The organism is Streptomyces formicae (assembly GCF_002556545.1).
Lineage (GTDB): Bacteria > Actinomycetota > Actinomycetes > Streptomycetales > Streptomycetaceae > Streptomyces > Streptomyces formicae_A.
In genome coordinates this window covers 666,189-691,378 of sequence record NZ_CP022685.1, presented here as the reverse complement: position 1 = coordinate 691,378, position 25,190 = coordinate 666,189, and the positions used below count along the sequence as shown (strand labels likewise).

Annotated in this window: 23 protein-coding genes and 4 pseudogenes; 13 read left to right on the top strand and 14 right to left on the bottom strand. The window is 66.5% G+C overall.

Translation table 11 applies throughout. From position 1 onward, the window contains the following. The first annotated feature begins 25 nt into the window (after nt 1-25). Nucleotides 26-325: a transposase gene (locus KY5_RS02905; RefSeq protein ID WP_234362592.1), complete on the top strand. Its 300-nt coding sequence runs from the start codon at nt 26-28 to the stop codon at nt 323-325. Between the two features lie 7 nt (nt 326-332). Here the strand turns inward: KY5_RS02905 and KY5_RS02900 are convergent. Then, a pseudogene (locus tag KY5_RS02900) lies at nt 333-1,538 on the bottom strand (IS3 family transposase). A gap of 469 nt (nt 1,539-2,007) precedes the next feature. Continuing rightward, nucleotides 2,008-2,328, bottom strand: coding sequence for a hypothetical protein (locus KY5_RS41680; protein ID WP_159072469.1), 321 nt, complete (start codon nt 2,326-2,328; stop codon nt 2,008-2,010). 736 nt (nt 2,329-3,064) lie between these two features. On the opposite strand from KY5_RS41680, the pseudogene KY5_RS02895 reads away from it, so the two are divergent. The 3 genes and pseudogenes from KY5_RS02895 to KY5_RS02890 all read left to right on the top strand — a co-directional run. Beyond that, nucleotides 3,065-3,784 (top strand): annotated as a pseudogene (locus KY5_RS02895) (SPFH domain-containing protein); the annotation flags it as partial. Between the two features lie 406 nt (nt 3,785-4,190). After that, the gene (locus KY5_RS42915) at nt 4,191-4,316 is read left to right on the top strand and encodes a hypothetical protein (RefSeq protein ID WP_267894260.1); all 126 of its coding nucleotides are present in this window, start codon (nt 4,191-4,193) and stop codon (nt 4,314-4,316) included. A 64-nt stretch (nt 4,317-4,380) separates the two neighbouring features. Next, nucleotides 4,381-4,713: a C40 family peptidase gene (locus tag KY5_RS02890; protein ID WP_098240691.1), complete on the top strand. Its 333-nt coding sequence runs from the start codon at nt 4,381-4,383 to the stop codon at nt 4,711-4,713. A gap of 185 nt (nt 4,714-4,898) precedes the next feature. Here KY5_RS02890 and KY5_RS02885 read toward each other — a convergent pair whose 3' ends face one another. Together KY5_RS02885 and KY5_RS02880 are read right to left on the bottom strand one after the other, a co-directional pair. After that, complete coding sequence (locus KY5_RS02885) at nt 4,899-5,432, bottom strand: transposase (protein ID WP_234363129.1); 534 nt, start codon at nt 5,430-5,432, stop codon at nt 4,899-4,901. 79 nt (nt 5,433-5,511) lie between these two features. Then, the gene (locus KY5_RS02880; RefSeq protein ID WP_418952735.1) at nt 5,512-5,805 is read right to left on the bottom strand and encodes a helix-turn-helix domain-containing protein; all 294 of its coding nucleotides are present in this window, start codon (nt 5,803-5,805) and stop codon (nt 5,512-5,514) included. 132 nt (nt 5,806-5,937) lie between these two features. Between KY5_RS02880 and KY5_RS02875 the strand changes: the two genes are divergently transcribed. The 3 genes and pseudogenes from KY5_RS02875 to KY5_RS02865 form a co-directional block, all read left to right on the top strand. Then, the gene (locus KY5_RS02875; RefSeq protein WP_098240689.1) at nt 5,938-7,707 is read left to right on the top strand and encodes a M4 family metallopeptidase; all 1,770 of its coding nucleotides are present in this window, start codon (nt 5,938-5,940) and stop codon (nt 7,705-7,707) included. Between the two features lie 108 nt (nt 7,708-7,815). Next, nucleotides 7,816-7,960 (top strand): annotated as a pseudogene (locus KY5_RS42415) (polyisoprenoid-binding protein); the annotation flags it as partial. Between the two features lie 916 nt (nt 7,961-8,876). After that, a pseudogene (locus tag KY5_RS02865) lies at nt 8,877-9,274 on the top strand (transposase); the annotation flags it as partial. Here KY5_RS02865 and KY5_RS02860 read toward each other — a convergent pair. Together KY5_RS02860 and KY5_RS02855 are read right to left on the bottom strand one after the other, a co-directional pair. After that, nucleotides 9,271-9,525: an RHS repeat domain-containing protein gene (locus tag KY5_RS02860; RefSeq protein WP_098240688.1), complete on the bottom strand. Its 255-nt coding sequence runs from the start codon at nt 9,523-9,525 to the stop codon at nt 9,271-9,273. The pseudogene KY5_RS02865 and the gene KY5_RS02860 overlap by 4 nt on opposite strands. Nucleotides 9,526-9,542: 17 nt before the next feature. Next, the gene (locus KY5_RS02855; protein WP_159072468.1) at nt 9,543-9,782 is read right to left on the bottom strand and encodes an RHS repeat domain-containing protein; all 240 of its coding nucleotides are present in this window, start codon (nt 9,780-9,782) and stop codon (nt 9,543-9,545) included. Between the two features lie 346 nt (nt 9,783-10,128). Between KY5_RS02855 and KY5_RS02850 the strand changes: the two genes are divergently transcribed. After that, the gene (locus KY5_RS02850; RefSeq protein ID WP_098240686.1) at nt 10,129-11,079 is read left to right on the top strand and encodes a GlxA family transcriptional regulator; all 951 of its coding nucleotides are present in this window, start codon (nt 10,129-10,131) and stop codon (nt 11,077-11,079) included. Between the two features lie 456 nt (nt 11,080-11,535). On the opposite strand, the gene KY5_RS02845 is transcribed toward KY5_RS02850, so the two are convergent. From KY5_RS02845 to KY5_RS02830, 4 genes are all read right to left on the bottom strand, one after another. Next, nucleotides 11,536-12,114, bottom strand: a complete 579-nt coding sequence (locus tag KY5_RS02845; RefSeq protein ID WP_234362591.1) for a hypothetical protein — start codon at nt 12,112-12,114, stop codon at nt 11,536-11,538. Nucleotides 12,115-12,207: 93 nt separating this feature from the next. Then, on the bottom strand, nt 12,208-12,489 hold the full coding sequence (locus KY5_RS42410) for a hypothetical protein (protein WP_234362590.1): 282 nt from the start codon (nt 12,487-12,489) through the stop codon (nt 12,208-12,210). Between the two features lie 172 nt (nt 12,490-12,661). Further along, nucleotides 12,662-14,653, bottom strand: coding sequence for an ATP-binding cassette domain-containing protein (locus KY5_RS02835; RefSeq protein WP_098240685.1), 1,992 nt, complete (start codon nt 14,651-14,653; stop codon nt 12,662-12,664). Next, nucleotides 14,650-15,084 (bottom strand): NUDIX domain-containing protein, encoded by a 435-nt coding sequence (locus KY5_RS02830; protein ID WP_234362589.1) that lies wholly within the window; start codon nt 15,082-15,084, stop codon nt 14,650-14,652. The genes KY5_RS02835 and KY5_RS02830 overlap by 4 nt, the downstream gene beginning before the upstream one ends. Before the next feature lie 826 nt (nt 15,085-15,910). Here KY5_RS02830 and KY5_RS02825 point away from each other — a divergent pair. The 5 genes from KY5_RS02825 to KY5_RS02805 all read left to right on the top strand — a co-directional run bounded on the left by KY5_RS02825 (nt 15,911) and on the right by KY5_RS02805 (nt 20,047). Next, nucleotides 15,911-16,267, top strand: a complete 357-nt coding sequence (locus KY5_RS02825; RefSeq protein ID WP_159072467.1) for a hypothetical protein — start codon at nt 15,911-15,913, stop codon at nt 16,265-16,267. Between the two features lie 203 nt (nt 16,268-16,470). Continuing rightward, entirely contained in the window at nt 16,471-17,379 is a 909-nt protein-coding gene (locus KY5_RS02820) for an MFS transporter (RefSeq protein ID WP_098240682.1), read from the top strand. 338 nt (nt 17,380-17,717) lie between these two features. After that, the gene (locus KY5_RS02815) at nt 17,718-18,023 is read left to right on the top strand and encodes a winged helix-turn-helix domain-containing protein (RefSeq protein ID WP_234362588.1); all 306 of its coding nucleotides are present in this window, start codon (nt 17,718-17,720) and stop codon (nt 18,021-18,023) included. A 447-nt stretch (nt 18,024-18,470) separates the two neighbouring features. Beyond that, nucleotides 18,471-18,668 (top strand): helix-turn-helix transcriptional regulator, encoded by a 198-nt coding sequence (locus tag KY5_RS02810; protein ID WP_098240681.1) that lies wholly within the window; start codon nt 18,471-18,473, stop codon nt 18,666-18,668. Further along, a complete protein-coding gene (locus KY5_RS02805; RefSeq protein WP_199842909.1) occupies nt 18,665-20,047 on the top strand; it encodes a tyrosine-type recombinase/integrase in 1,383 nt (460 codons plus the stop codon). The genes KY5_RS02810 and KY5_RS02805 overlap by 4 nt, the downstream gene beginning before the upstream one ends. A 161-nt stretch (nt 20,048-20,208) precedes the next feature. Here KY5_RS02805 and KY5_RS02800 read toward each other — a convergent pair whose 3' ends face one another. The 4 genes from KY5_RS02800 to KY5_RS02785 all read right to left on the bottom strand — a co-directional run bounded on the left by KY5_RS02800 (nt 20,209) and on the right by KY5_RS02785 (nt 24,991). Further along, nucleotides 20,209-21,732 carry an aldehyde dehydrogenase family protein gene (locus tag KY5_RS02800; protein ID WP_098240679.1) on the bottom strand — a complete coding sequence of 508 codons (1,524 nt, stop codon included), beginning with the start codon at nt 21,730-21,732 and terminating at the stop codon, nt 20,209-20,211. Nucleotides 21,733-21,924: 192 nt separating this feature from the next. Further along, entirely contained in the window at nt 21,925-23,235 is a 1,311-nt protein-coding gene (locus KY5_RS02795) for a GAF domain-containing protein (protein ID WP_098240678.1), read from the bottom strand. A gap of 41 nt (nt 23,236-23,276) precedes the next feature. Further along, nucleotides 23,277-23,876: an N-acetylmuramoyl-L-alanine amidase gene (locus KY5_RS02790; protein WP_098240677.1), complete on the bottom strand. Its 600-nt coding sequence runs from the start codon at nt 23,874-23,876 to the stop codon at nt 23,277-23,279. 83 nt (nt 23,877-23,959) lie between these two features. Beyond that, the gene (locus KY5_RS02785; RefSeq protein ID WP_098240676.1) at nt 23,960-24,991 is read right to left on the bottom strand and encodes an acetamidase/formamidase family protein; all 1,032 of its coding nucleotides are present in this window, start codon (nt 24,989-24,991) and stop codon (nt 23,960-23,962) included. Nucleotides 24,992-25,190 lie beyond the last annotated feature (199 nt).

Sequence of the window (25,190 nt, the reverse complement as noted above, 5' to 3'; positions counted from 1 at the left end):
AACGGGATGAGAGTGAGATCGCCCGGTGGATCGCCAAGGTGGCCACGCTTCGAAAAGGGGCGGTGAAGAACGTACCTGGATCATCTTCTTCGACGAATCGGGGGTGTCGCTGCTGCCCGAAGTGCGCCGTACCTACGCACCGCGCGGCCTGCGGCAGCGGCTGAACTGGAAACGAGCCTCGATGGCCGCCGCGCTGGGCTACCACGCCACCGACCGCGCACGTGGCCAGCGGCTGTGCTTCCACCTCAAGCCCGGCAGCTACAACACCATCTCTCTGATCGAGGTGCTGGAACACCTCAACACGGGCCTTGTCCCCGAATCCTGAACACGGGTTATGCGGCTGATGTGAGCGTAGTTGGTGTGAGGTGGAAGGTGTTCTCGAAGGCGATGGGTGATCGTTGTCCGAGGTGGGAGTGTCGGCGCCGGGTGTTGTAGCGGTGGAGCCATCTGAACGCGTCGAGTCTGGCCGCGCGCTCGCCTGGCCAGCTCTTTCGGGCTTGCAGGCTCTCGCGTTTGAAGGTCGCGCTGAATGACTTGGCGAGTGCGTCGTCCGCGCTGGACCCGACCGCGCTCATGCTCTGTCGGACCCCTGCTGACCTGCAGGCTTCGGCGAAGGCCCTGCTGGTGTACTGGGCTCCGTGGTCGGTGTGCATGACCGATCCCGCGAGGCTGCCGCGGGTGCGGACGGCCGCGGCCAGGACGTCAATCACGAGGTCCGTGAGCATATGGTCGGCGAACGCCCAGCTGGCCAGGCGGTGTGAGGCGAGGCCGATGACGGTGGCCAGGTAGCAGAACTTCCCACCGTCGAGGGGCAGATAGGTGATGTCACCGACGTACTTCGTGTTCGGCGTGATGGCCGGTGAAGTCGCGGCGGATCAGGTCCGGGGCCTTGGCTGCAGCCTGAGCGGGGACGGTGGTGCGGTATCAGCGGCGCAACCGGACTCCTTCGATCCCGGACTCCCGCATGATCCGGGCGACCCGCTTGTGGTTGAGCGCCTCACCGCTGGTCTCGCGGAGCTCGGCGGTAATCCGCGGGACTCCGTGAGTGCCGTCCGATTCCTGGTGCACCGCTCGTATCCGGGCAGCCAGTCGTGCGTCGGCCGCCTGCCGGATGGCCCGGTCGGCGGCTGCCCGGCACCAGTAGTAGAAGCTCGAGCGGCTGACGCCGAGGACGTGGCAGAGCCGCTTTACGCCGTAGCGGCGCTGCAGGTCAGCGACGCACTGGAAGCGGTTCACCAGCGCGTCTCCCCGGTGAAATATTTGGCCGCCTTCCGCAGGATCTCCCGTTCCTCCTCCAGCTCGCGGATCTTCTTCCGCAAGGCCGCGTTCTCCGCCTCCAGCGGTTCCGGCGGCTGGATCGTCTCCGGTGTCCGGCGTCCTCGCGGACGGCTTGCTCCGGCAGCCCTCACCCAGTTCCGCAAGGTCTCCGGGTTGATGCCCAGATCAGCGGCGACCGACCCGATCGTCGTCTCCGGCCCCGACTCGTAGAGCGCGACCGTGTCCGCCTTGAACTCCGGCGGATAGTTCTTCATGACCACGAGATGTCCGTTCTCAGATCCTCAGGATCCAGTGTCTCGTGTGTCCAACATCAGGGGGCAAGGCCCGTTCGGGAAACGCCCAGTTCAGTGAACCGCTGTCAAGTTCCCCTCGCCCCTGAGCACTCCATTTCGCACCGATGATGGTGAGCCTCTGCTTCAGTGGATAGCCCGTCTCCCGCGGAAGCTCGGATCGCCCCGTTATGTCAATGTTCCTTAGTGGTATTAAAGTGCCCTCTTTCGGGAAGTGTGGACTAGCTTTAGCGTAGAGGTGTCACCGCTTAGCGGTGAATCATCATGGTCACGAATCCGACTATGGGAAGTCCATTGAAAGGCGTCATGATTAAGAAGAGGAACTATCGGGCAGTCATTCCAGAACTTTCGGCTGCAGGTGCAGCAGTGCCGTCCGAGGCGTTCTCCGGACTCGATGCCGGTCCTGCGCAATGCGCGCAACAATTCGGCGCCCACGAAGTCAGGTGAGGCGTTCAATGGAGAAGTGCGCTTTGCCCGCGCGGAGTCTGACGGGGCGACCTTGCCGCGGCCCATAGTGAAACGACGGCGGGTGTGCTGCGGATGAGTCACTTAAGGAAAAGATGTCGTGCATGTTCGTGCCGGAAATGGCGACGGTGAGCGGGAAGCCCTGGGCGTCGGATGGGACGTTTCGCTTGCTGCTCTTGCTGTGATCGTCCGGGTTCGGCCCGGCCAGCAATTTGCCCTTCTTTGAATTTATCTGGAACCAGACGATTCGACGAATCGGCACCCGCGACTGGCGGCATGCCGCAGGAGACATCATGCCACGTGAGATAAAATTTAGATCTATGACGTTTATTCCTGATCGGGTAACTTGAGTGGCGTGATCACCTACTTGGTACTTAAATGCCGCCTATCCGGCGATGCGAGATGTCTCATCCTTTAACTATGTCGAATGGCCGAAGGAATCCGCAGTGAAAAGAGAGCCTGCTACCTCGCGAGCCCCGGTCATCCCCGAGTACCTTACCGGGGCAGGCCTCCACCCAAGCCGCTGGCCGCCTTCCTCCCTGCCCGGCGAAATCGTCATCAGGAATTCTTACGATTACACTCCCATGGATCTGCTCTCCCATGCCGACAACACCGAACTTGCTAAACCACTTGACGTTTCGGGGACGGGCAACAAACCGGGGCGCACCCCGATCCGTGAGGGAGCCAAGGCTGCGGCAGGATCGGCTAAGAGTGGAGCACCATCCGAGACGATGACCGGAGTGGCTTCCGCAGTAGCGCAGTCAGCTACGGGTCGACAGACGCACAGTGTCCCTGTCCGTGGGGTCTTTCTCTCACGAGGGGACCGCGAGCTTGCTGAGCTGCCAGGGCCCGCCTGGTCCGGTTGGTGGGCCGTGTCCGTGGCCCTGCTCGCGCTCGCGGGGGCGGGGTGGCTGGCCTGGGACAGCGGGTTCGTGCCGGGGCGAGTCACGGAGTTGCTGCATGTGCCCGAACCCCCGCGGCTGCGGCACGGGTTCGACGTGGCGCGGTCGGCGGCCGTTTGCGGCTGCTGGACCGTCGCGCTCTTCGCGCTCGGCGGGCTCACCCGGGGGAGGGTCGGCAGTGCGTGGGTCTTGTCGCTCTTCGGACGGTACCGGGGCAGCGTGCGGCGGACCGGACTCGTCTGGATCAGCCCCCTGATGCTGCGCAGACGCGTCGACGTACGGCTTCGGCACTGGCGGAGCGATCCGATGCCCGCCGTCGACGCGCAGGGCGTGGAGCTGCGGGTCGTCGTCTTGGTGGTGTGGCAGGTCAAGGACACGGCGCGGGCGCTCCTCATGGTCGACGACCACACCGCTTACCTGGCGGAACAGGTCGAGGCGGTGACCGCGCGCGTGGCGTCACGGCTGCCCGCAGACTCGTTCCACGACCCGGCCGACAGCGACGGCGACGTACCGACCCTGCGGGACGCCGGAGCCGTCGGTGACGCGCTCACCAGGGCGCTGGCCGCGGAGTGCAGAGCCGTCGGCGTCGAGGTGTTCTCCGTCCGGCCCACGCGCGTGGGGTACGCCCCGGAAGTGGCCGCGGCCATGCAGCGCCGCCAGATCGCCGCGATCGACGCCAAGCACCGGGACAGCGTGCTGACGTCGGTCCTGGACGCCGTGGACGACACCGTCCACAGGCTCACTGAACGGGGGCTCGTCGCACTCGACGACTACGAACGGAAGGCCCTGGTCAAGGACTTGACCGTGGCCTTCTACACGGCGCGGGGGAGCGCCGTCGACACCCACTGACCGGCACGAACGGCAGGAACCGAACGGAACGAGAGGGTTTTCACGTGCAGACTCCCCGATTCATCGAAGCCGCCCCCGCCGACTGCCCCTGCGGGCACTGCTCGGCCGCGGCCGGCCCGGACCGTGCCGGGCAGCAGCGCTGGGGCACCGTGCGCGGTGCCGTGGCCGCCGCCGTCGGCGCGGCGGTCCTGGTTGGCGCCGCCTTTGGGACGGCGTCGGCGGAAACCGCCCCGAGCCACGCGGGCTGGGACGGCGCCAAGTACTGGTACAAGGACGCGACCGGCTGGTGGCGCTGGACGTCGCACTACGACAAGTACGTAGCGCGCGCCGGGAAGGGCGCGTCCGTCGGCACCGCTAAGCGCGGGTCCGCGTCCGCCCGAGAGCCCGTCTTCTGCGGCCGCCAGGCATGGGGGACGCCACCGACCGCGTCTACTGGTACTGGAAGGGCGGCCACTGGTACTGGATCAGGCACCACTACAAGTACGAGCGGTACGTGGGCCGTACGGGCACCACCACCGCACCCGGCACCTAGACCCGCCCCTCCACCAGTCCTGGCACCCCGCCGCCATGGCACCGAGGCCGCGATCTCGTACGCCATGCGTCACCTCGGCGACCCCTACGTATGGGGTGGCAACGGTCCGCACGGGTGGGACTGCTCGGGCCTGGTGATGGCGGCGTACCGGCAGGCGGGCATCGCCCTGCCCCGCGTCGCCGATGCCCAGTACCGCGCCACGCAGCCGATCTCGCGGGGGCAGCTGCGCCGTGGCGACCTCGTGTTCTGGAGCAGCGACAGCAGCTCGTCCGGCGTCCACCACGTAGCGATCTACCTCGGGGGCGGGCAGTACCTGGAGGCGCCGCGGCCCGGCAAGAACGTGCGAGTTTCGTCCTTCTGCTGGTACGCCCCGAACCTGTACGGGCGGGTGCGCTAATGGGAGTCTCGGTCGACTTCACAATCTGCCGGGTGCGCAAGCACGCTGCCGGGGTCAGGGGAAATGCGCCGTCAGCTGTTCCTTCCAACTGCTGACACGCCGCCGGACGCGGGGCGATGCCCCGCTGTCCACACGGTGATGGGCCGTACCTCCATACCCCGCCACGGAGGAGGTCCGCATGCGAACTACTGAGGTTGTGGGCGTGATGTCGTGATGGTGAGGCATGCGTCGATGAGTTCGGGGCGGTACTGAATCTCGCGGAGGCTGCGGCGGAGGGTCCGGATCAGATGGTCGGGGTCGGTGAACGCGGTGTTGCACTGCGCCGAGCGCCGGACCAGTGACCAGACACCTTCCACGGGATTCAAGTCGGGGGCATATGAAGGGAGTTGGAAAGAGATGATCCAGTCGCGGGTATCGATGAAGGCCCGCAAACGGGCGTTTAGATGCACATTCAAATTGTCCCAGAACAGTACCAGCGGGGCGCCGAGCTGCTGGTGGGCGGCGGCCAGCAGGTCGCGGTAGCCGGCAAAGGTGAAGCTGCGCCGGCCACCGCGCTTGTCATCGACATTCTGTTTGGGCCGGAAGACCAGGCGTGTCCGTTCGCCGGGTTTGTAGCAGGACAGGGCGGCAACGGATAAGCGGCGCTGGGAATCGCCACGCACCCGGACTACGGGCGTGTGCCCCCGCCTGGACCAGGTGCGCGAGGTGGGCGGCGTCATCGAGAACCCGGCCTCGTCTTCAAAGACCATGAAGGCGCCGAGCGCCGCTGCGGTGCTTCCACCTGCGGCCACGTGTCCTTCACCCAGCCGGCCACAGTCTCCTCGTCCCGCTCCAGGGTTCGCTCCGCCGGGACCTGATGGCTCCAGCCGTCAGCTTGCGCCGGGCCGCCGAGCCCTTCGACCGCAAGACGTCATCCCCGCCGTCCTGCCAGGCGCGGCGCCAGCGTTGCACCGAACGCACACTGACCCGCAGCTGTTTCGCCACCACCGCACTGTCGTCACCCGCGGAGAATATCTCGGCCGCCTGCAGGCGGACACCCTCACGAAAGGGCCGCCGCTCGGCCGTCAGACCACCCCTCTGCGGATACCTCATGATTCCGGCCTACCGCGGCTGACACCACCTGTCAGCCCCTCCGACATCACGCCTACAAACTCAGTAACAGCCCACTACGAGGCGATTTTCCAACCTGTCCCTATATCAAACAGACCGTAAGGCTCATAGACCATGCTTACATCCCATATACGAAGCCTGGCGATAGTCCTGGCCGTCACTACGCCCTTCGCTGTCGCCGTGGGCGGTGGAGGCCCGGCCCTCGCCGCCTCGGAAGCCACTGCTCCTGCCGCAAGCGCCGGTTTCCAGCCGGTGATCAACGCAGCCCGCACCGCCGCCGACGCCCACGCCGCCGCCACCGGCGTCGGTAAGGGCGACACACTTCAGGCCACCGACGTCCTGATCGACCCGGACGGCAAACAGCACGTCCGCTTCATGCGCTCGCACCAAGGGTTGCCGGTCCTCGGCGGCGATCTGGTTATTCACCTCAGCAAGAGATTCGCCTACACCGGCGTGACCCGTGCAGTGCACCAGCCGGTTCAGGTCGCCACCACTAGAGCCAAGTTGACGACCACACAGGCGCAGGCCAAAGCCGCCGCCACCGCCAAGGGCACTGCGGGTGCAGCCCAGCTGGTGGTGGACGCCCGCGCCAGACACTTGGCCCTCGCCTACCAGATCCATGTGACGGACAGCTCCACCACAGAGTCTGGCACCCGCACCGTGGTCCTCGACGCGGCCAGCGGTTCGATCCTCAGCAACACCCCGACCGCCGACTCCTTCCTGTCACCTCGCGTCCGGGAGAAGCTCCGCAAGAGTGGCCAGAAACTCACTCCTTCCCTCGCTGCCGCCACGCCCCGCTCTTCCAAGGTGCCCGGCTTCCCCGCGCAGGCCAAGGGCACTGGCAAGTCCCTGTTCGTCGGCAGTGTTCCGCTGATCACCACGCAAACCGCGAAGAGCTCATTTACGCTCGAGGACCCGAGCCGTGGCCAGACCGACAGCCGGGACGCGGGCAACAGGAAACTGACGCGGTATCGGCGTGGCAGGGCGTTCACCAGCACTACTAACCACTGGGGCAATGGTGAAGCGAATGACCGTTCCACCGCCGCCGTCGACGTGCAGTACGGGATCACCAGAACCTTGGACTTCTACAAGAAGACCTTCGGCCGCAACGGCATCAAGAACGATGGAGCGGGCGTACACGCTCTGGTCCACTTCGGCAGTAGGGTCGGCAACGCCTTTTGGGCCCCGGACTGCGGTTGCATGGAGTACGGCGACGGCGACGGGAAGACCTTGCGTCAGCCCGTAGTCGCCCTCGACATCACCGGTCACGAGCTCACCCACGGTGTAGTGGCCGCGACGGCGAACCTCCAGGGGACCTACGCCGACGCGCACGGCAATCTGCACGGCGAGTCCGCCTCGCTTAACGAGTCGCTCGCGGATATCTTCGGCAGCAATGTCGAGTTCGCTACCAACAACCCGAACAACCCGCCCAACTACCTGATTGGCGAGAAGCTCGGCTTGCGGCAGGGGTTCCTCCGCCGCCTGGACCACCCCTCCCTGGACAAGCTCGAGGGAGTGGTGGAGAACTGGTCGCCGGGGTTGAACCGCGCCGAGGCCCACAAAGGTTCCGGCGTCTCCTCGCACGCCTACTACCTGCTGGCCGAGGGCAGCGGCAGGAAGACCATCAACGGAGTGGCCTACAACTCGCCGACCTGCGACGGCTCTTCGGTGACCGGTATCGGTCGGGACAAGGCGACGCAGATCTTCTACAGGGCACTCACCCGGTACATGGTCTCCACCACTGACTTTCATGATGCCCGCACCGCCACGCTGAGGGCGGCCGCTGACCTCTACGGCGGCGCAAGCAGCACCGAGTACAAGACAGTGGACAAGGCGTGGGCCGCCGTCAACGTGACTGCGGCGAACGCCCCCTCCCGCAGCTGATCGCGCGCATGCCGTTGCCGCCCCGCGAATCAGTGGGCGGCAACGGCATCTCCGGGAGGGGGAGGATGTCCCTCCGTTCACTCCAAGTGCCGAGTGGGTTTGTCACCCCGTTGCGGTTTCGACAGCGCCACTAACATCGACCGCACACACCGGGGACTCGTCTGCAAACCAGCGCCTCAAGGCTGGCGGCACCGTAGTGAGCGAGAAGGCTCGGCTGCAGTTCGATATTTCTGCCATCCGGTCACTGGAATAGATCGAACTCTGATCTCGTCCTGGACTGTCGTACCTACGGATTAAGGCCTGGGTGTGGTGCTTGCTTTCCTTGATCTTCTTGTCGTAGTAGGTGCGGGAGGCGGGGCGGAGAGCGCGGCGAACGCGGAGAGGAAGCCCAGAGGTCGCTGGCCTGGATGATGAACGCCCGCCGCCGCATGCACGAGCCCCAGGAAGGCCGTGGCGTGAATTTAGTAAATTCGTCAAATTTAACGCTTTCGTCAGGCCAGTGCCGGCATTGCCCTCTAGCGTACTAATCCTAAGAAAGCGCAGCATGTTTTGCCATTTCGAGGAATGGAGTTCAGTCGCAATGCACCTTCATGCTTGGATGGCCCTGTGTGCGTGCCTGAGGAAATGGGATGCGGACATTGTGTGGAATCGGACTTTCGCTGCACTCGTTGCACAGCAAGATAGCGAGGGGGGCCGCATATGGGTTCTATGTGAAGAATCTGACTGCCGCAAACGCCGCTAGCGTTTTTGAGGTGTGGTCATAGCGCTTTTTGTAACTCAAGGTGAGTTGGATGGTCGCTTCGTAGCGGACGGCGAGTTTGTCGTAGCGTGTCGCGATGCTGCGGGCCTGTTCAGCAAGCCGATCCGGTTCTCGACGTTGTGTCTGGCCTTGTATTTCTGGCGATCGAAGCCGGGTGGACTGCCACCCGCGTTGCTACACCGATGCCAGTGTCCGGAATAAAGGCTGTCTCGGTTAATCCCGGGCGGGCACACGACGACGGCTACGACACCTCGCTGCGTTGCAGGGAGTCGCGAAATCTCGCGCGAGCAGCACGCCTGATCGGCCGGGACATGGAGGAGTGTGGTGCGCGGCTGACCGCCGCCGAGCCGGGGCACACGGATGCGGTTCATCACCTCTGTGAACACTGTCAGTGGGCCTACCTCCCGCAACCCTCGGCCTGCTGCTGGCGGTCCTGGTCACCGCGGCCGCCCCCTCCTGGAGCAGGCCGCCGCGGACCAGCCCAGCCTGCGCAAGGTGTGGGTCGACGGCGGCTACCGCAAGCACTGCATCGACCACGCCGCCACCCTCGGCATCGACCTCGAAATCGTCCAACGCGCCCCCCCCGGAAGCCGGGGCTTCACCCCGATCCCGAAGCGCTGGACCGTCGAGCGGACCTACGGCTGGCTGATGCTGCACCGCCGCCTGGCCGGCGACTACGAGACCCTCCCGGCCCACTCCGAAGCCATGATCCACCTCGCCATGACCGACCTCATGGCCCGCCGCCTCACCGGCGAGAACACCATCTCCTGGCGTGACCCGACACCAACACATCAAAGCCGCAGCTAGGGATGAGACATCAGGATGAAACACCCACTTACGGCCGCACCGACGTGGCGGACGAGTTCTTTTCCTGCGCGGTCACGTTCGAAGCTGCCCCTGCGCCCAGCGATGGTCAGTTCAGCGACGTTGTCTGCGATGTCGTAGGTGATGGTGCTGATCGCCCCGGTGGGAGTGGTGCGGTTCGTACGACGGCCGAAGACGTCGTATGCGTACGTGGCGGTCCGCCCGTTGACCGTCTCGGACGTCAGGTTGCCCATCTGGTCGTGCTGCCGGGTCAGGCCACGCTGGGACCGATGGCCTGCGCCAGCTGGCCGTTCGGTTCGTACTCGTACGTGATGACCCGCCCGTCGGCCTCCTTGCGGATCACGCGGCCGATTGCGGCGTGTGCGTAGTGAGTCGTCTGGCCGAGGGTGTTGGTGCGGGCGGTGAGAAGTCCTGCGGCATTACGGGTGTAGGCGAGGATGCGGCCGTCGAAGTCTGTCTCGGCGGTGAGATGGCCTGCTGGGGCGTACACGCAAAACCAGTGCACGCTATGAGGGTTGGTGACCTCTCGCCTCGCCCTGACCGCTCACCCGCCTGGAACCGGCTCTATTCCCTGAACTGCCGCCACTCAGGACACAGCATAAGTTACATCAACGTTCCCCAGGAATAATAATGTTCCCTCTTTTGCAAGTTCGAAACTCATGAAAGAATGAAATCTATGAGCTAAAATAATGGCCGAGTGGACCACTTGACCGCGACCTATTCACCTTAACTCCGGCCGAATAGGGTCCTCCGAATTCAAAGAACCTGAATGGCGTCAAGAGTAGTAGCAATTTGCGATTTCGCATCTTGTTGCCTATAGAGGAAGTGCTCACGTCATGCCCAGTCGCAGTGTCCTTTTTATTCTCACGGATAAAATGGAAGCCCTAGATACCACTGGTCCAGCTACCGTTTTCGACATGGCCAATCGCCTGCTGTCCCCCACATCCCCTCAAGGTCATCCCTACACTTTGCACACAGCTAGCCCTGATGGCGATAAGGTTCGCGCTAGCGGCGGTTTGATCATAGTTCCGGACTCTGTGCTGGAAGGGCCCTGTAAAACACACACCATAGTTCTACCTAATGCCCCAAGCGACTTGCGCGTGGCTGCATGGTTGCGAGACCATAGCTGGCGCGCGGAAAGGGTTGTAGCACCAGGTGGAGGTGCTACGCTTTTGGCCGAATCGGGATTTCTGAATGGGGTACGTACGTCTACGCACTGGAGCTCCGCATCAGATTTCGCTACGAAATACCCAAAGGTTAAAGCTTCCGGAAAATCAATTTTTATACATGATGGCAGATTTTGGACGGGAGCAGGTTTTACTAGCAGTATTGATATGGCTTTGGCTCTGGTCGAGGAAGACTACGGCCAAAAACTTTCACTCAAAGTTGCGCGCCAGATAGTTGTATTTCTGCGCCGTCCCTATAATCAGAGCCAGATAAGCACCCAACTGCAGGCGCAAATTACTCACCGCGATAGCATCAGAAAAGTTCTAGATTGGATACTTGAACACCCACGAGGTGATCTTAGTGTGGAAGAATTGGCGCGTCGCGCCTCACTTTCCCCTAGGCAGTTCACGCGCGTTTTTACCAAAGATACCGGAATGCCGCCAGGTCAGTACGTTGCCAAGATTAGATTCGAGATGGCCTGTAGGCGGCTTGCGAATTGCAGGAATGAGGCTGTGGCGCAAATTGCCGACCTTTGCGGATATCGCAACGCTGAGGCGATGCGGCGAGCGTTTCGGAAAATGCTCAAAATGTCGCCGCTAGAATACCGGAGTAGAAATTGAAGGTTTCGTGCTAAAGTAAGTTATTTTTCGACGGACCACCAAGTAAGCTTCGCGGCGATGTCGGAAATGGGGAAGAGTTACCGATTTCACTGCAGATTGGCTTAAGCTTTCCTGTTTTTGGTTTCTCTAATTTGCTCTATCTCCTGAGGGCTATAGCCACGGCGCCGATCGCCGCATCCACATTGCGAAGAGCCTCTCGACCTGGGGAAAGGTCGGCGGTCATGCCCCCAATCAGCGGTCTGTCAGCGTCTCCGGAGTTGGTGCCCCCGTGTTTTCTGCGGTCCTGCAACGGGACCGCAGAAACATAACGGGGGATCGGGGGCGGGCAGACCGAGGTTGGCCACCGGGCGTGCCGACCCCCGCGTCCCGGCACGCCTGGGCGGTGGCGGAGCCGATGCCGCCCGTACGAGTGTTGTTCTCCACCGTGACCACCATCCGGTGGAGGACGGCGAACCGTTACAGCGTGGAGTTGATGGGTAACAGCCAACGGGGGCCTACGACAGCGACGCTGATGCCGTGCTCCTCGAGTTCCCCGGTCGCCTCCAGCGCGGGCCGTTCCAGGGGTCCGGCTGGCACGAGCAGCACGTCCAGGGGCCGCGCGGTGCTGCGGTGCAGGATGTACAGGCTGTTCACGCGGGCCAACGCCCGGATGCCCGCACCGGCGCCCGCCTTGGGTAGGCGCAGTGCGGTGGGTCCGTCGTGGGCGTCGAGCGCTTCGGAGAGCAGCAGTTGGAGTTGGGCGGCGGCGCGCGGCGCGGCGATGCGCATACCGGGGACAGCGGCCAGGGCGGTCAGGTCCCACATGCCGTGGTGGCTCGGCCCGTCGGGGTCGGTCACGTCGGCTCGGTCCAAGACGAAGGTAGGTTGGTGCAAGGCCACATCCATGAGTACCTGGTCGAAGGCCCGGTTGAGGAGGGTGGCGTAGAGGGCGACGACGGGCTGGTAGCCGCCCATGGCCAACCTCACGGCGGAGGTGGCGGCGTGCTGCTCGGCGATGCCGACGTCGAAGACCCGTCCGGGGAACTTCGTGGCCATCAGGTCGCCCGGTGGGGCGCAGCGTGGAGGCGGTGATGGCGTCGATCCCGCCCTCGGGCACGAGGCCGGCGGGCAGGTGCTCGGCGTCCGCGGTCACCACCTGAACGCGGTCGTACCGGTCCGGGCCAGGTAGCGGGTGGCGCGGTCGGTGACGGCTGGGTCGATGTCGAGGGTGGTGACGTGGCCGGTGGGGCCGACGAGGGCGGCGTTGTAGCCGCCGGAGCCGATCTCCAGGACGCGGTGGCCGGGCCGGATGCGGGCGGCTTCGAGCATGTCGGCCTGGAGCCAGGGCGCGGAGAGGGAGCTGGCGACGCGGCCGTCGTCGCTGTGGCGGGTGAGGACGGTGTCGTTGGCGTACGCCTGGTGGAGTGGCACTTTTCGGGAGCGAAGGCGTGCCGGGGCACGGTGCGCAGGGCCTTGTCGACGGCGGGGGTACGGATGTGGCCGGACTTGGCGAGTTGGTCGGCCAGTTGATGGCGCAGAGCGTCGGCGTCGTGGAGGTCGGTGGTGGGAGATGTGGTCACGGCGGGCCTTTCGGGCGAGCGGGTCATGCGGGGTCCGCCACGGTGGGCGCGGCGGGATTCGGGATGCTGACGGTGGGGGCGTACTGGGCGGCCTGCGCGTCGAACATGGCGGCGTACCGGCCGTGCGCGGCGATCAGGTCGTCGTGGGTGCCGTGTTCGACGAGGCGCCCTTGGTTGAGGACGTAGATGTGGTCGGCGTGGCGGACGCCGGACATGCGGTGGGTGACCAGGACGACGGCCCGGTTCGGGGCGGCGAGGCGACGGATACGGCCGAAGGCTTCGATCTCCGCCTCGGGATCGAGTGCGGAGGTGGGCTCGTCCACGATGAGGATGCTGTCCGCCCGCGAGGTCGCGCTACGCCAATGCGTGCGGGCCAGACCTACCTTCTGCCACTCGCCGCCGGAGAGTTCGATGGCGCCGCGGAACATGCGGGCCAGCAGACTGCGCAGGCCGTCGGGGAGTTTGGCGATGACCGGGGCGGCACCGGCGTAGTCGACCGAGGGCTGCAAGTCCTGCGATGCCGCCGCGTGGGCGGGGCGGCCGATGCGGATGTTCATCGCGGCGGTCACCGGCCAGCGCTGGAAGTCCTGGGTGAGCAGGGAGACGCGCTCGAAGACCTGGGAGCGGTCGAGGCCGGTGATGTCCGCCTCGCCCCAGCGCAAGGTGCCGCTCTGGGGCAGCAGCATGCCCGAAAGGATCTTCATGAGCGTGCTCTTGCCGGAGCCGTTCTCCCCCACCACGGCGGTGACCGACCCCATCGGCAAGGTCAGCGACACCTGCTCCAGGGCAGCCGTGTCCCGGTCGGGGTAGCAGTAGGTGACCTGGTCCAGGGCGATCTCCTTGACCCGCCCGGGTACGGGGTCGCCGCCAGCGGGGATGGTGCGCTGTGCGGCCTGGGTGAGGAACCGGCCGTGGTCGCGTACGTAGAGGGATTCCTCATGCAGCTGGTTGATGTTCATCACCAGCGCGCCCAGGCTCGCCGATCCGGTGCGTACCGCGATCACGGCGGTTCCGGCGACGGCGAGGCTCATGTGTCCGGCGACGATCAGCCAGAACATGGCCCCGTAGGTCGCGGCCATGGCCAGTCCTGACAGTGCGGAGGCGATCCATTCGGTGAGGGCTTTGCTGGAGGCGAGGCGTTCCTGTTCGGCTTCCGCGCTCTCGGCCATGCGCTCGTAACGGCTGAGGAGGAAGGTTCCGACGGCATGGAGGCGGACCTCTTGGGCGGCGCTGCGTTCGGTGAGCAGGCTGCCGATGAGGCGGCTGGCTCGCACGTGCTCGATCCAGGCCATCACCGACACGTACCGCTCCTGGGCCACGCGCATGGCACCCCAGCCGCGCGGGGCCGCGATGAGGAGCAGCATGGGCAGCAAGAGGGGGTGGAGCACGGCGAGCACACCGGCCGTGGTGATCAGGGAGATCAGGCCGTTCAGGGCGGCGACACAGGCACCGATCATGCGCCGGGCGGCGCCGGGGCCGTGCTGGGCGATGTCGACGAGCCGACGGAAGTCGGGGTCGTCGATGGCTTCCAGCTCGACGCTGACGGCGGCGGCCAGGTACTGGGTGGTGGCGATCCGCTCGACCTTCGGCTCCAGACGCCCCGCGCGGGAGGTGGACCAGGCGGAGAGGGCGGAGTTGACGACAGCGATGGCGGCGGCGGCCAGCAGTCCGGGTAACAGCGCGTGCAACCGCTGGTCGGCGCTGCCGGTCCCGGCGAGCAGCGCGTGCATGACGGCGTTGATGGCGAGCAGGCCGACGGCCGCGGCGATGCCCTGGCCGATCTCACTGACGGCCACGGCCAGGAGCGCGCGCCGGTCGGCCTGCCACGCCAGACGCAGGGCGGCGCCGACGAGTGCGGGCATGGAGCGCAGCGCCGTCATCATGGTCAGATCCAGACCGGCGTGCTCGTGCTGCGACCAGCCCAGGTCGTAGCGCAACGGTCCGCCGAACAGCTCCTGTTCGGCGTCGGAGACGCGAGGCTCGGCCATCTTCACCGGTCCGAAGAACCTCTTCACCGAGTGCCTCCCGGGGCGGGCCAGTTCAACGCCCGGTGCGACGGGCCGTGGGTGAGCATGTGGAAGACGGTGACGGTGGAGGGACGGCAGTCCGGCGGGGGCTTCTCCATCGAGACCCAGAACAGCCCGTCGTGCTTGTCCGGCTCGGCGTTGTGCGGCTCGCCCGTCCAGGACTGGGCGACGAACACGGCAGTGATCCGGTCCGTGCCGCCGGGCTCGTGGTGATGGATGAGTCCGCAGAACTCCTGCTCGTCGGCGCGGATGCGGATCCCGGTCTCCTCCTGCGCTTCACGCCGGGCCGCGTGGTCCAGTGGTTCACCGGCTTGGAGATGGCCGCCCACGACGGTGAGTTGTCCTGGTGCGAGGGCCGCATCCGGCTTGCGCCGCACGCACAGGACGGCGCCGCTGTCCCGGGGCAGGAGCTGCGCCACGTCCGCGATTACTAGATGGCGAGCCTGGGTCAACGCTGTCCCTCCCGCACGAGGCGCTGGACCGTACGACGGCCGCGCGCAGGGAAGGAATGGTGAGCGGAGTGGGTCATGCCAGGTACCTCGTATCCGGTCGTGACCCCTCGGCGAACAGGGCGGCGCGGCCGGAAGCGAGCTGATGGGCGATGCCCGGGGAGGCGGCAGTGTTATCGAACGCGGGATGAACGAGAGCAGGACGGCGTACGGGATGCATGAGGGCTCCTCGGGGGCGGGATGCGGACAGGTGATCGGGTAACGGGCGCTCTGTTGTCGCCGTAATGGGTGGGAGCGGGCGAAATCTAGAACGCGATTTCGAATACCCAGCCCTCTCTTTGTGTGGCCGAGTGGGACGGGTCGTGATGCTGTGTTCGATCACTCGTGTGGGTTTCGGTGCCCCCTGCGGGGGATTGCCCGGCACCGCCTTGCCATCCCGCAACAGGTGCCGCGGTTCGCCTTCGCCGAGAGCGTCGGCTCTGGACCGTGACCGCCGGTGATCCGCGGGCAAGATGCGAGCCCCGGGACCCGCCCCCCCCGTGATCACCGCACCAAGGGCGTCTGCCCGAACGCCGCTCGGGACGGCAAGGATGTCGTCGCCGACCCTGAGGGCAACGGCGGGTCCGGTGGGAGCCTTTGGGAGGTCGGCGCCGCGTCTCCTTTCACGTCTCCTTCCGTGTTTCTTTCCATGTCCTTTTCCGTTCGCGTACGCGATCATGATGACCTAGGCTGTGCGGCGTACCGCGGGGTGTGCAGAAGCCCCGCAGCTAGTGAACGGGGTTGTGCAGTGCGGAAGTTGGCTTCTCTGCTGGGTGTCGTGGCGATGACGGGGGCCGCGTTTGCGGCCGGAACGGCGACGGCCGGTGCGGTCACGCCGGATGCCGCTCCCACGAGCGTGGCGAGCAAGGCGTGCGGCAAGGGGAACCCGATCAAGGCGAAGGAGAGCGTCAAGATCCGCAAGACGCGGAAGCTCAACTCGACGGCCAAGGGCCTGTACCCGAAGGGCGCCAAGGCCAAGTGGGCTGCCTGCGAGGTGGAGTACGGGCAGACCTACTCGAAGTGCGGCTGGCACAACGACAACCGGTGGTCGTACATCAACTACCGGGGGACCAAGGGATGGATTCCTACCGCCTGCGAGAACTTCATCGTCTGAGCTGACACACGCATGAGGGGCCCGGAACCGCCTTCACGGTTTCCGGGCCCCTCACATTCGCGTCGCGTCGTAGGTGTTACGCCTCGCCGTGCTCCGGCGCGTCGGTGAAGAGGTCGTCGGCGTGGGGGCACGGGTGAGCCAGTGGTCGAGGGTGTGCAGGTCGGTGTCGCCTTCGAGGTACTTCTCCTCACCTCGTCGCCGGAGTGCTCGTCGGGGCGACACTGCCCCAGCTCGGTGCCCTGTCCGCCGCCCGCTGGTCCGCCCTGCTGTCCGGCGAACGGGCTGTCGCGCTGCCCACCGCCTTCGCCCTGGAGGCCCTCACCAACGGCGTGTCCTACCTGGCCGGCCCGGCCCTGGTGAGCGTCCTCGGTGCGGCGGGCCGCCCGGGTGCCGGGGCGCTGGTCGCCGCCGCGCTCGTCGTCGTCGGCGGGCTCGCCCTCGCCGCCCAGCGCCGCACCATGCCGCCCCTCACCGGCCCCGCCGAACGCCGGCACGCCGGACGCGCCCTCCTGCGCTCCGCATTCCTGCGGCAGGTCGCGCTCAGCCTCACGCTAGGGGTGTTCTCCGGCGCGATGCAGGTGTCCACCGCCGCGTACGCCGTCGGGCGCGGCCCGCCGGACGTGGCAGCCCTGCTGTATTTCGCCTCCAACTGCACCAACCTGGTGGGTGGCTGGGCCTACGGAGCATGGCGTCGCGGCGGCTCACCCCGGCGCCACCAGGCCGCAGCTGCCGCCTTCCTCACCCTCGCGAGCCTCCCGCTGACCTTCCTCGACGCACCCCTCGCGGTCGGCGCCATCCTCGCCCTGACCGGACTCGCCGTGCCGGTCTTCCTGATCCTCGCTTCCGTCCTCACCGAGTCGTCGGTCCCGCGCGCCGTCCTCACCCAGGCATTCAGCTGGGGCAACTCCGCAAGCGCGGCAGGAATAGAGGGCGCCGCGGCGGTCGCGGGGCGGGTAGTGGACACGGGCGGTGCGCACGGCGGTTTCGGCGTGGCGGCGGGGGCCGCGGTGGTAATGACGGTCCAGGCGCTCAGCGGTCTGCGGGACTCATCACCGAACATGCTGTCCGCACCCGCGGAAACCACGGCGCGAACAGGTCTACCCTCAACCTGACCAGCACAACTTCGAATTCCTGGCCTGGCCAGCGATCTCACTCAGGGAGAGTTGCACCCATCGAGGAGTTGGTGCAGTTGCTCCGCGCCGAAGGCATCGGCTCCCTCTTCCCGAGAAGGAGCCCTGGGGGACTGGAATCACTCCCGGAGACCATGTCAACGTACAACCTCCCCGGAAAAGACCAGGTCAGAGACGCTCACAGCTGTGCGGGTGTCGGCGTGTCGCGCTGGCTTCCCTCTCCCGTCTCACGCGATGGTCCTAGCAAGGAGGCCCACCTGCCGAAAGTCGCACTTCGATCGGCCCGCGTCACGGCCCCGATCCTCCTGGCGCTCGGCGCCATGAACGCATGGACCGCCCAGACGAAAGCCGACTACGCCGCCCTCTCTACGGCCATGTGCCTCTGCGTCTGCGCCGCTGGCTTCTTCGGTGAGGACCTGGTGCAGAGCGGGCATCGCCAAGACCTGGTGGTGCTCGCGTACGTCGCGGCCCACCCCGGTGCTGAGGCCCGAGGCATTGCCCGAGCCGTTGGGGTCCCCGAGCGCGTGGTGGCGCGCAACCTCAGGCGACTAACCGAGAACGGTCTTGTGGTCTTGATGGACGACGACGTACACCCCGCGCTCAGGTCCTACCGGCTGGCTCCCTGACGGAGGCGACGGGAGCGCCAGGGGCGATGCCCTCCTCCGTGCTGCGTGATGTATAGCAGACGATCCCCGGTTACCGAAACCGGGGATTCTCCAGAGCATTGATGGTGTTCGCACGCGGCTGTGCTTGGCGGTGGAGCTGTGGCGGACGCAGTTGGCAATGCTGCACGTATTCGTGAGGAGGTAATAAGGCGGCCGTTGCCACGCGCTGCTACGTCAATGACCGCGTCTTCATGTTCACGGCTGTGGCTGCCTGCTACGCATGGCCTCCTCCCCGGCCGTCTCCTGCATGCCGTGACGAATTCTCCCGCTGCGTCGATTTGTTCTGCCTAGCTGTGTCCTGTCGCCCACTCCGCGAGGGGTGGCTGTTCAGAACTGCAGACCTGTGCCGTGTCGATGCGCGGCTGGATTTCCGACGTGAAGCCTTTCCCAGTACGAAGGTGAAATTGCATGGCTCGTCCTCCGGCGCTGAAGCTCGCTGAGGTCCTAGCAGAGATCCGTATGAGTCCGTCGGCGTTCTACCGAATGCGTGCTCGCGGACAAGCTCCCCGCATGTTCAAGTTGCCCAATGGCGAAATCCGTTGCCGTCGCGCAGACCTGGACGCCTGGTGGGAAGCATGCGAGAGGGATTCTGACACTTGGCGATGAGCTACAACGTCCGTTTCTGGGACATACGCGAGCGCCCTGACCGGCGCAAACCGTTTATGGTCCGGTGGACGGTCGAAGGGCGCGAAAAATCCGAGTCATTCATTACCTCCGGTCTTGCCGACAGCAGGCGCTCAAAGCTGATGACGGCGGCGCGCGACGGTGAGGCTTTCGATGTGCACACCGGTCTGCCGACGTCCGAGCTGCGAGCCATCAAGCAGCGGACGACGTGGTACGACCTTGCCCACGAATACCTCGACCAACGATGGGACCGCACGCCGGGAAACACCCGCCGAACCCTGGCCGACGCATTCGCCACCATCACACCTGCCCTGGTGCACCCTGGCGCAAGCTATCCGGAGCCGCGGGTGCTGCGGCGCTCCTTGTACTCGTGGTCATTCAACAAGAACGCTTGGGCCCAGGAGCCGACCGACGAATGGCGGCAGGCCCTGGACTGGATAAAGCGGAACTCCCTTTCCGTCGGTGCGCTCGCGGAAGCCGATGTGCTACGACGGGCGCTGGACGCCCTGTGCCGCAAGCTGGACGGCAAGGCGGCTGCGGCCAAGACGGCACGGCGCAAGCGGGCTGCGTTCAACCAAGTACTCAACACCGCAGTGGAGAAAGGTTATTTCGCGGAGAACCCACTCAACGGGCTCAGATGGAACGCTCCGGCCGTCAGCGAGGAGGTGGACCCGGCCGCCGTCCCCAACCCGGCCCAGGTCGCCCGGCTCCTCGCGGCGGTTGCCCAACTGCGCGGACGCGGCCCTCACCTGGAGGCGTTGTTCGGCTGTATGTACTACGCGGCCATGCGGCCCGCGGAGGTAATCCGGCTCGATCAGTGTCACCTCCCCAAGACCGGGTGGGGGATGCTTAACCTTTCGGGCGGCGTCGTCATCGCAGGAAAGGAGTGGACGGACGACGGCGCGGTGCACGAGGTGCACTCGCTCAAGCGCCGCGCGGCCACCGCCACCCGACCTGTGCCGATTCCGCCGCAGTTCGTATGCATCCTCCGTGCGCACATCGAACGGTTCGGCGTGGCGCCGGATGGCCGACTGTTCCGGAACCAGGCCGGCAACTACGTGGACGCGGCCGCGTACGGCACCACCTGGGCGCGGGCGCGGAAGTGCGTCCTGACGCGCACGGAACTCGCCTCCGGGCTGGCCAAGCGGCCCTACGACCTTCGGCACGCCGGGATCTCGTTCTGGCTGTACTCCGGTGTGGACCCGGCCGAGTGTGCCCGCCGCGCGGGCCAGAGCATCGAGGTCCTCTTCCGGCACTACGCCAAGTTCCTGGACGGCGTCCGGGAGCAGGCCAACCGCCTCATCGAGCAGTCGATGAAGGAGTGGGACCGCGTCAGCCAGGGCGGGGTACCTGCGGGGTGAGTCGGGGTTTGGTCCGCCACTGGTCCGGAACAGCTGGTCAGAAGGGGGGTAGCGGTGGGAGGAACTGGGAGTTACAACGTAAACCGGGCCCTGGGCTGAGCGGGTCGAGCGGAAGGCGCCTGACGGGTAAAAGCCCAGGTCAGGCGCCTTTTCTCGTGCCTCTAGAAGAAGCCGAGCTTCTTCGCCGAGTACGACACCAGAAGGTTCTTGGTCTGCTGGTAGTGCTCCAGCATCATCTTGTGGTTCTCACGGCCGATACCGGACTGCTTGTAGCCGCCGAAGGCCGCGTGCGCCGGGTAGGCGTGGTAGCAGTTCGTCCAGACGCGGCCCGCCTGGATCGCACGGCCCGCCCGATAGGCCGTGTTGATGTCCCGTGTCCACACTCCGGCGCCGAGGCCGTAGAGCGTGTCATTGGCGATCTTGATGGCGTCGTCGAAGTCGTTGAACGACGAGACCGAGACGACGGGCCCGAAGATCTCCTCCTGGAAGATCCGCATCCGGTTGTCGCCCTCGAAGATGGTCGGCTGGACGTAATAGCCCCCGGCCAGCTCGCCGTCGTGCTCGATGCGCTGACCGCCCGTCAGCACCTTGGCGCCTTCCTGCTGGCCGATGTCCAGGTAGGAGAGGATCTTCTCCAACTGGTCGTTGGACGCCTGCGCGCCGATCATGGTGTCGGTGTCGAGCGGGTGGCCGCCTTTGATCTGCTCCGTGCGGGCGACCGCCGCCTCGAGGAACTCGCTGTAGTGGCCGCGCTGCACGAGCGCCCTCGACGGACAGGTGCAGACCTCGCCCTGGTTGAGGGCGAACATCGTGAACCCTTCGAGTGCCTTGTCCCGGAAGTCGTCGTTCGCGGCCCACACGTCGTCGAAGAAGATGTTCGGCGACTTGCCGCCCAGCTCCAGCGTGACCGGTTTGATGTTCTCCGAGGCGTACTGCATGATCAACCGCCCGGTCGTCGTCTCCCCGGTGAAGGCGACCTTGGCGACGCGGGGGCTGGACGCGAGCGGCTTGCCCGCCTCGACGCCGAAGCCGTTGACGATGTTGACGACACCGGCGGGCAGCAGATCCGACACCAGGCTCATCCAGTAGTGGATCGAGGCCGGGGTCTGCTCGGCGGGCTTCAGGACGACGGCGTTTCCGGCCGCGAGCGCGGGCGCCAGCTTCCAAGTCGCCATCAGGATCGGGAAGTTCCACGGGATGATCTGCGCGACGACGCCCAGCGGCTCCTGGAAGTGGTACGCGATGGTGTCCTCGTCCACCTCGCTCAGCGATCCCTCCTGCGCGCGGATGACGCCCGCGAAGTACCGGAAGTGATCGATGGCGAGCGGAATGTCGGCGGCCAGCGTTTCGCGGACCGGCTTGCCGTTCTCCCAGCTCTCGGCGACCGCGAGCTGTTCGAGGTTGGCCTCCATCCGGTCGGCGATCTTGCGCAGGACGTCCGCGCGCTCACCGACGGACGTACGTCCCCACGCGGGCGCGGCCGCGTGCGCCGCGTCGAGGGCATGCTCGACGTCCTCGGCCGTGCCCCGGGCGATCTCGGTGAAGGCCTGCCCGTTGACCGGGCTGGGGTTCTCGAAGTACTGGCCACGAGCGGGCGCCACGTACTCGCCGCCGATGAAGTGGTCGTAGCGCGACTGGTAGGAGACGATCGCGCCCTCGGTGCCGGGCGCTGCGTAACGGGTCATCTTGGCTGGCCTCCCGGGGAAGGCTGCCCGCCGTTGGGCAGCTCTCGCCCGGAGGCTAGGAGCGCTGACGTTGCATGTACGTTGCGGTGCTCACCTCGAAGCATGGGGAGAGGGAGAGGGGGAGGGGGAGGGGGTGAGGATGGGAGCGGGGCGGGCACCCGGCATGTGGCCGGGCGCGCCTGGTTACCTGCCCTAGGGCTGCGCGCGACCGTGCCCCGACGCGGACAGCTCGACGTCGAGCGCCCGCAGGCGGGCCAGAACGGATGCCGTCGGGCGCAGCGCGGCCAGCGCCCGCCACACCACCAGATCATCCTCACCCCACGGAGCGTGCGCCCAATCGGCCAACAGATCGGGATCGTTCCTGTCGACCAGCGCCGTACGCAGCTGATCGGCGAGCCTGCGCCGGAGCCGGACCAACGCCGGTGCCTGGGACCCGGGCAGCAACGGACCGGCGTACGCGGCGGCTGCCGCCGTCACCGCGCCGACCCCCAGCCGACGCTCGACCGTATCGACGTCACACTCGACGGGCGCCGCGAGACGGTACGGACGCGATCGCAACAACTCCGCGCCGAGGACCCGCCGCAGCCGCGCCATCTCCGCCCGCAACGTCACCTGCGGCACCGACTCGTCCTCGTACAGCGCGTACAGCAGCTCGTCACCGGTCAGCCCTTCCGGATGGCGGGCGAGCAGCACCACGATCTCGCTGTGCCTGCGGCTGAGACGCACCTTCCGGCCGCCCGCCAGGAGCAACGCCTCCTCGCGCCCCAACGCGGTGAGCTCCACCGCGTCCTCGGCTCGCATCGGCGGTGCCAGCAGCGCCAGTTGGGACTCCGCCGCCCGTGCCACGGCCTGTACGAAGGCGAGGCTGTGCGGGTGCGCAAGGCCGTTCCCACCGGTGATGTCGACCGCCCCGATCAGCCGCCCGGTACGCGGATCGTGCACCGGAGCCGCGGCGCACGTCCACGGCTGCACACGCCTCATGAAGTGCTCGGTGGCGAACACCTGCACCGGACGGTCGACGGCGACCGCCGTCCCCGGCGCGTTCGTGCCCATGGCGGATTCGGCCCACCGCGCGCCAGGAACGAAGTTCATCCGCCCCGCGCGCTGTCGTGTCGCCGCGTGCCCCTCGACCCATAACAGCCTGCCCTGCGCGTCGCACACGGCCAGCAGATGCTCGCCGTCCGAGGCGAACGTGCCCATCAACTCACGGAACAGCGGCATCACCCGCGCCAGCGGATGCTCCGCGCGATACGCGCCGAGGTCACCATCGGTCAGCTCCACCGCCGCGCCCGTGGCCTCCGGACTGACCCGCGCCCTGGCCGACCGCCGCCATGAGTCGGCCACGACCGGCCGCACCGGCCGCGCCACCGTTCCCTTGGCGGTGAAGTCCTCGTGCGCCCGGCGCAGCTCCCGTGCCTGCTCGGTGGGGTCGGTGCCCGGTTTCAGAGCCACCCACGGATCGGTCAACTCGGCCTCCTGGGACGGCGATGGGGTTGTCGCCATCGTCGCCCCAGGAGCGGAAGCCGACAAGCGGCCCGGGTGCCTCAGGCGAAGTTGACGAGACGTATGTAGCGGGACCAGTCCCAGTATGGGCCGGGGTCCGTGTGGTCGGCACCGGGAACTTCGGAGTGCCCGATGATGTGTTCGCGGTCCTTGGGGATGCCGTACTTCGAGCAGATGGCGGAGGTCAACGCGGCGGACTGTTGGTACATCGCGTCGGTGAAGTACTCCGGCTTGTCGACCCAGCCCTCGTGCTCGATGCCGATGCTGTGGGTGTTGTAGCTCCAGTTGCCCGCGTGCCAGGCGACGTTGCGATCGCGGACGCACTGGGCGACGTGCCCGTCCTTGGAGCGCACCACATAGTGGGCGGACACCTGCTTCGCCGGGTTCTGGAATATCGCGAGAGCGTCCGCGTAGGTCTCCTGCGTGACGTGGATGACCACGTAGTCGATGGAGTAGGTGCTGGGCCGGTTGGCCGCCGTGTAGTTGGAGGTGCTGGCCGGAATCCACTCGGCCGGTGGATAGTCGCCCGCACGCTCCTGCGCGCTCGCGTGGCCGGTGGACAGCAGCGTCGCGGGAACCGCCGCGGCGACCGCACCCTGCAACAGTCGGCGTCTGCTCGGGAAGCGTCTTGCTCGATCCATGACTGACCTGCCTCTCGGTGGGGGGAAACGGCTGGGCTGGCGCTGCACTTGAGAGGGGGGAACTCACTGTGACACAGAGGGCCTTAGAGGGAGCGGAGGCTCCCGCGCGGGAGCGTCGTGGCGACCTCGCGCAGCCGCGCGTGCAGTCCGCGATGCGTCTCGCGCGCGGGTAGCCAGTCCTTACGGAGCTTGGCCACGCAGGTGTAGTTGGTGTCGCAGACATTGGCGAGCGGCGACTCGACGGTCTGCGTCGCGAACTGGTAGGCGTCCAGCTCGCTGAACCCGTAGTCCCGCACCAGCCACTGGATCAGGTCCAGCTGGGATATGCGGAAGGCGTCCTCCAGCGGCCTGGCGGAGCCGGTCGAAATGATGTGCGTATCGGACTCCAGGCGCGGCCGCGGAGTGGTGACCCCCTTCAAGAGCTCGACGATCACCACGGTGTTCATGGCGCATTCGACGGCGACCCCACACGTCTCGCCCTCGCCCTGTCGCGCGTGCCCGTCGCCGAGACTCAGCAGGGCGCCCTCGACGTTCACCCCGAGATAGCAGGTGACTCCGGCTCGCATTTCGGGTGTGTCCATGTTCCCGCCGTGGGCGTCGGGCACGAGCGCCGAGCGGACCTCGAGGTTGGCGGGTGCGACGCCGACGGTGCCGTGCATGGGATCCATCGGCAGATCGGTCTCGAAGTCGCCGTCACGCGAGGTGAACCGTGCCGTGCGGCGGGCCCGGTCGAGCTGCCAGATCCATACGGCCTCGGGAAGCGGTGGTTGCAGGGACGCGGTGGCGTGTGTGGAGGTGAGGGCGCCGAACAGGGGGACCGTGGTCGATGCCGCCCAGTCGCGGGCCGGTTCGATCGACACGAAGTGCACGGCGAGGGTGTCACCCGGCTCGGCTCCCTCCACGTGGAAGGGCCCCGTCTGCGGGTTGAGATAGGGGAACTGGCAGACCTCGGAGACGAGGTCCTTCTCCGAGCGCACGTTCCCCGCGAAGCAGTCCTCCGTGAAGAGGTCGAGGACGGTGCCTGGCGTGATGCGGGCGACGGGCGGGGCGCCGCCGAACGTCCAGGCGTACTCGCCGGGTTCCGGCCGCACGGTCAGGATCCGAGGGTCGCTCATCGCTCTACTGCTCCGCTCTGGCCGGACAGGCCGTGCTTGTGGAACTGTTCTGGAACCGGCGCGGGCTCGTCGCCGAGCTGCGCTGGTCCGGTCTCAGGCCCCGTCCAGCTTTCCCCGACACGTGATTCCCCCGATCGGCGTGGACGCTCGCGGCCGGTGGGGCAGCTGCGCCTCGCACGAATTACGTTACGGCGCCCGC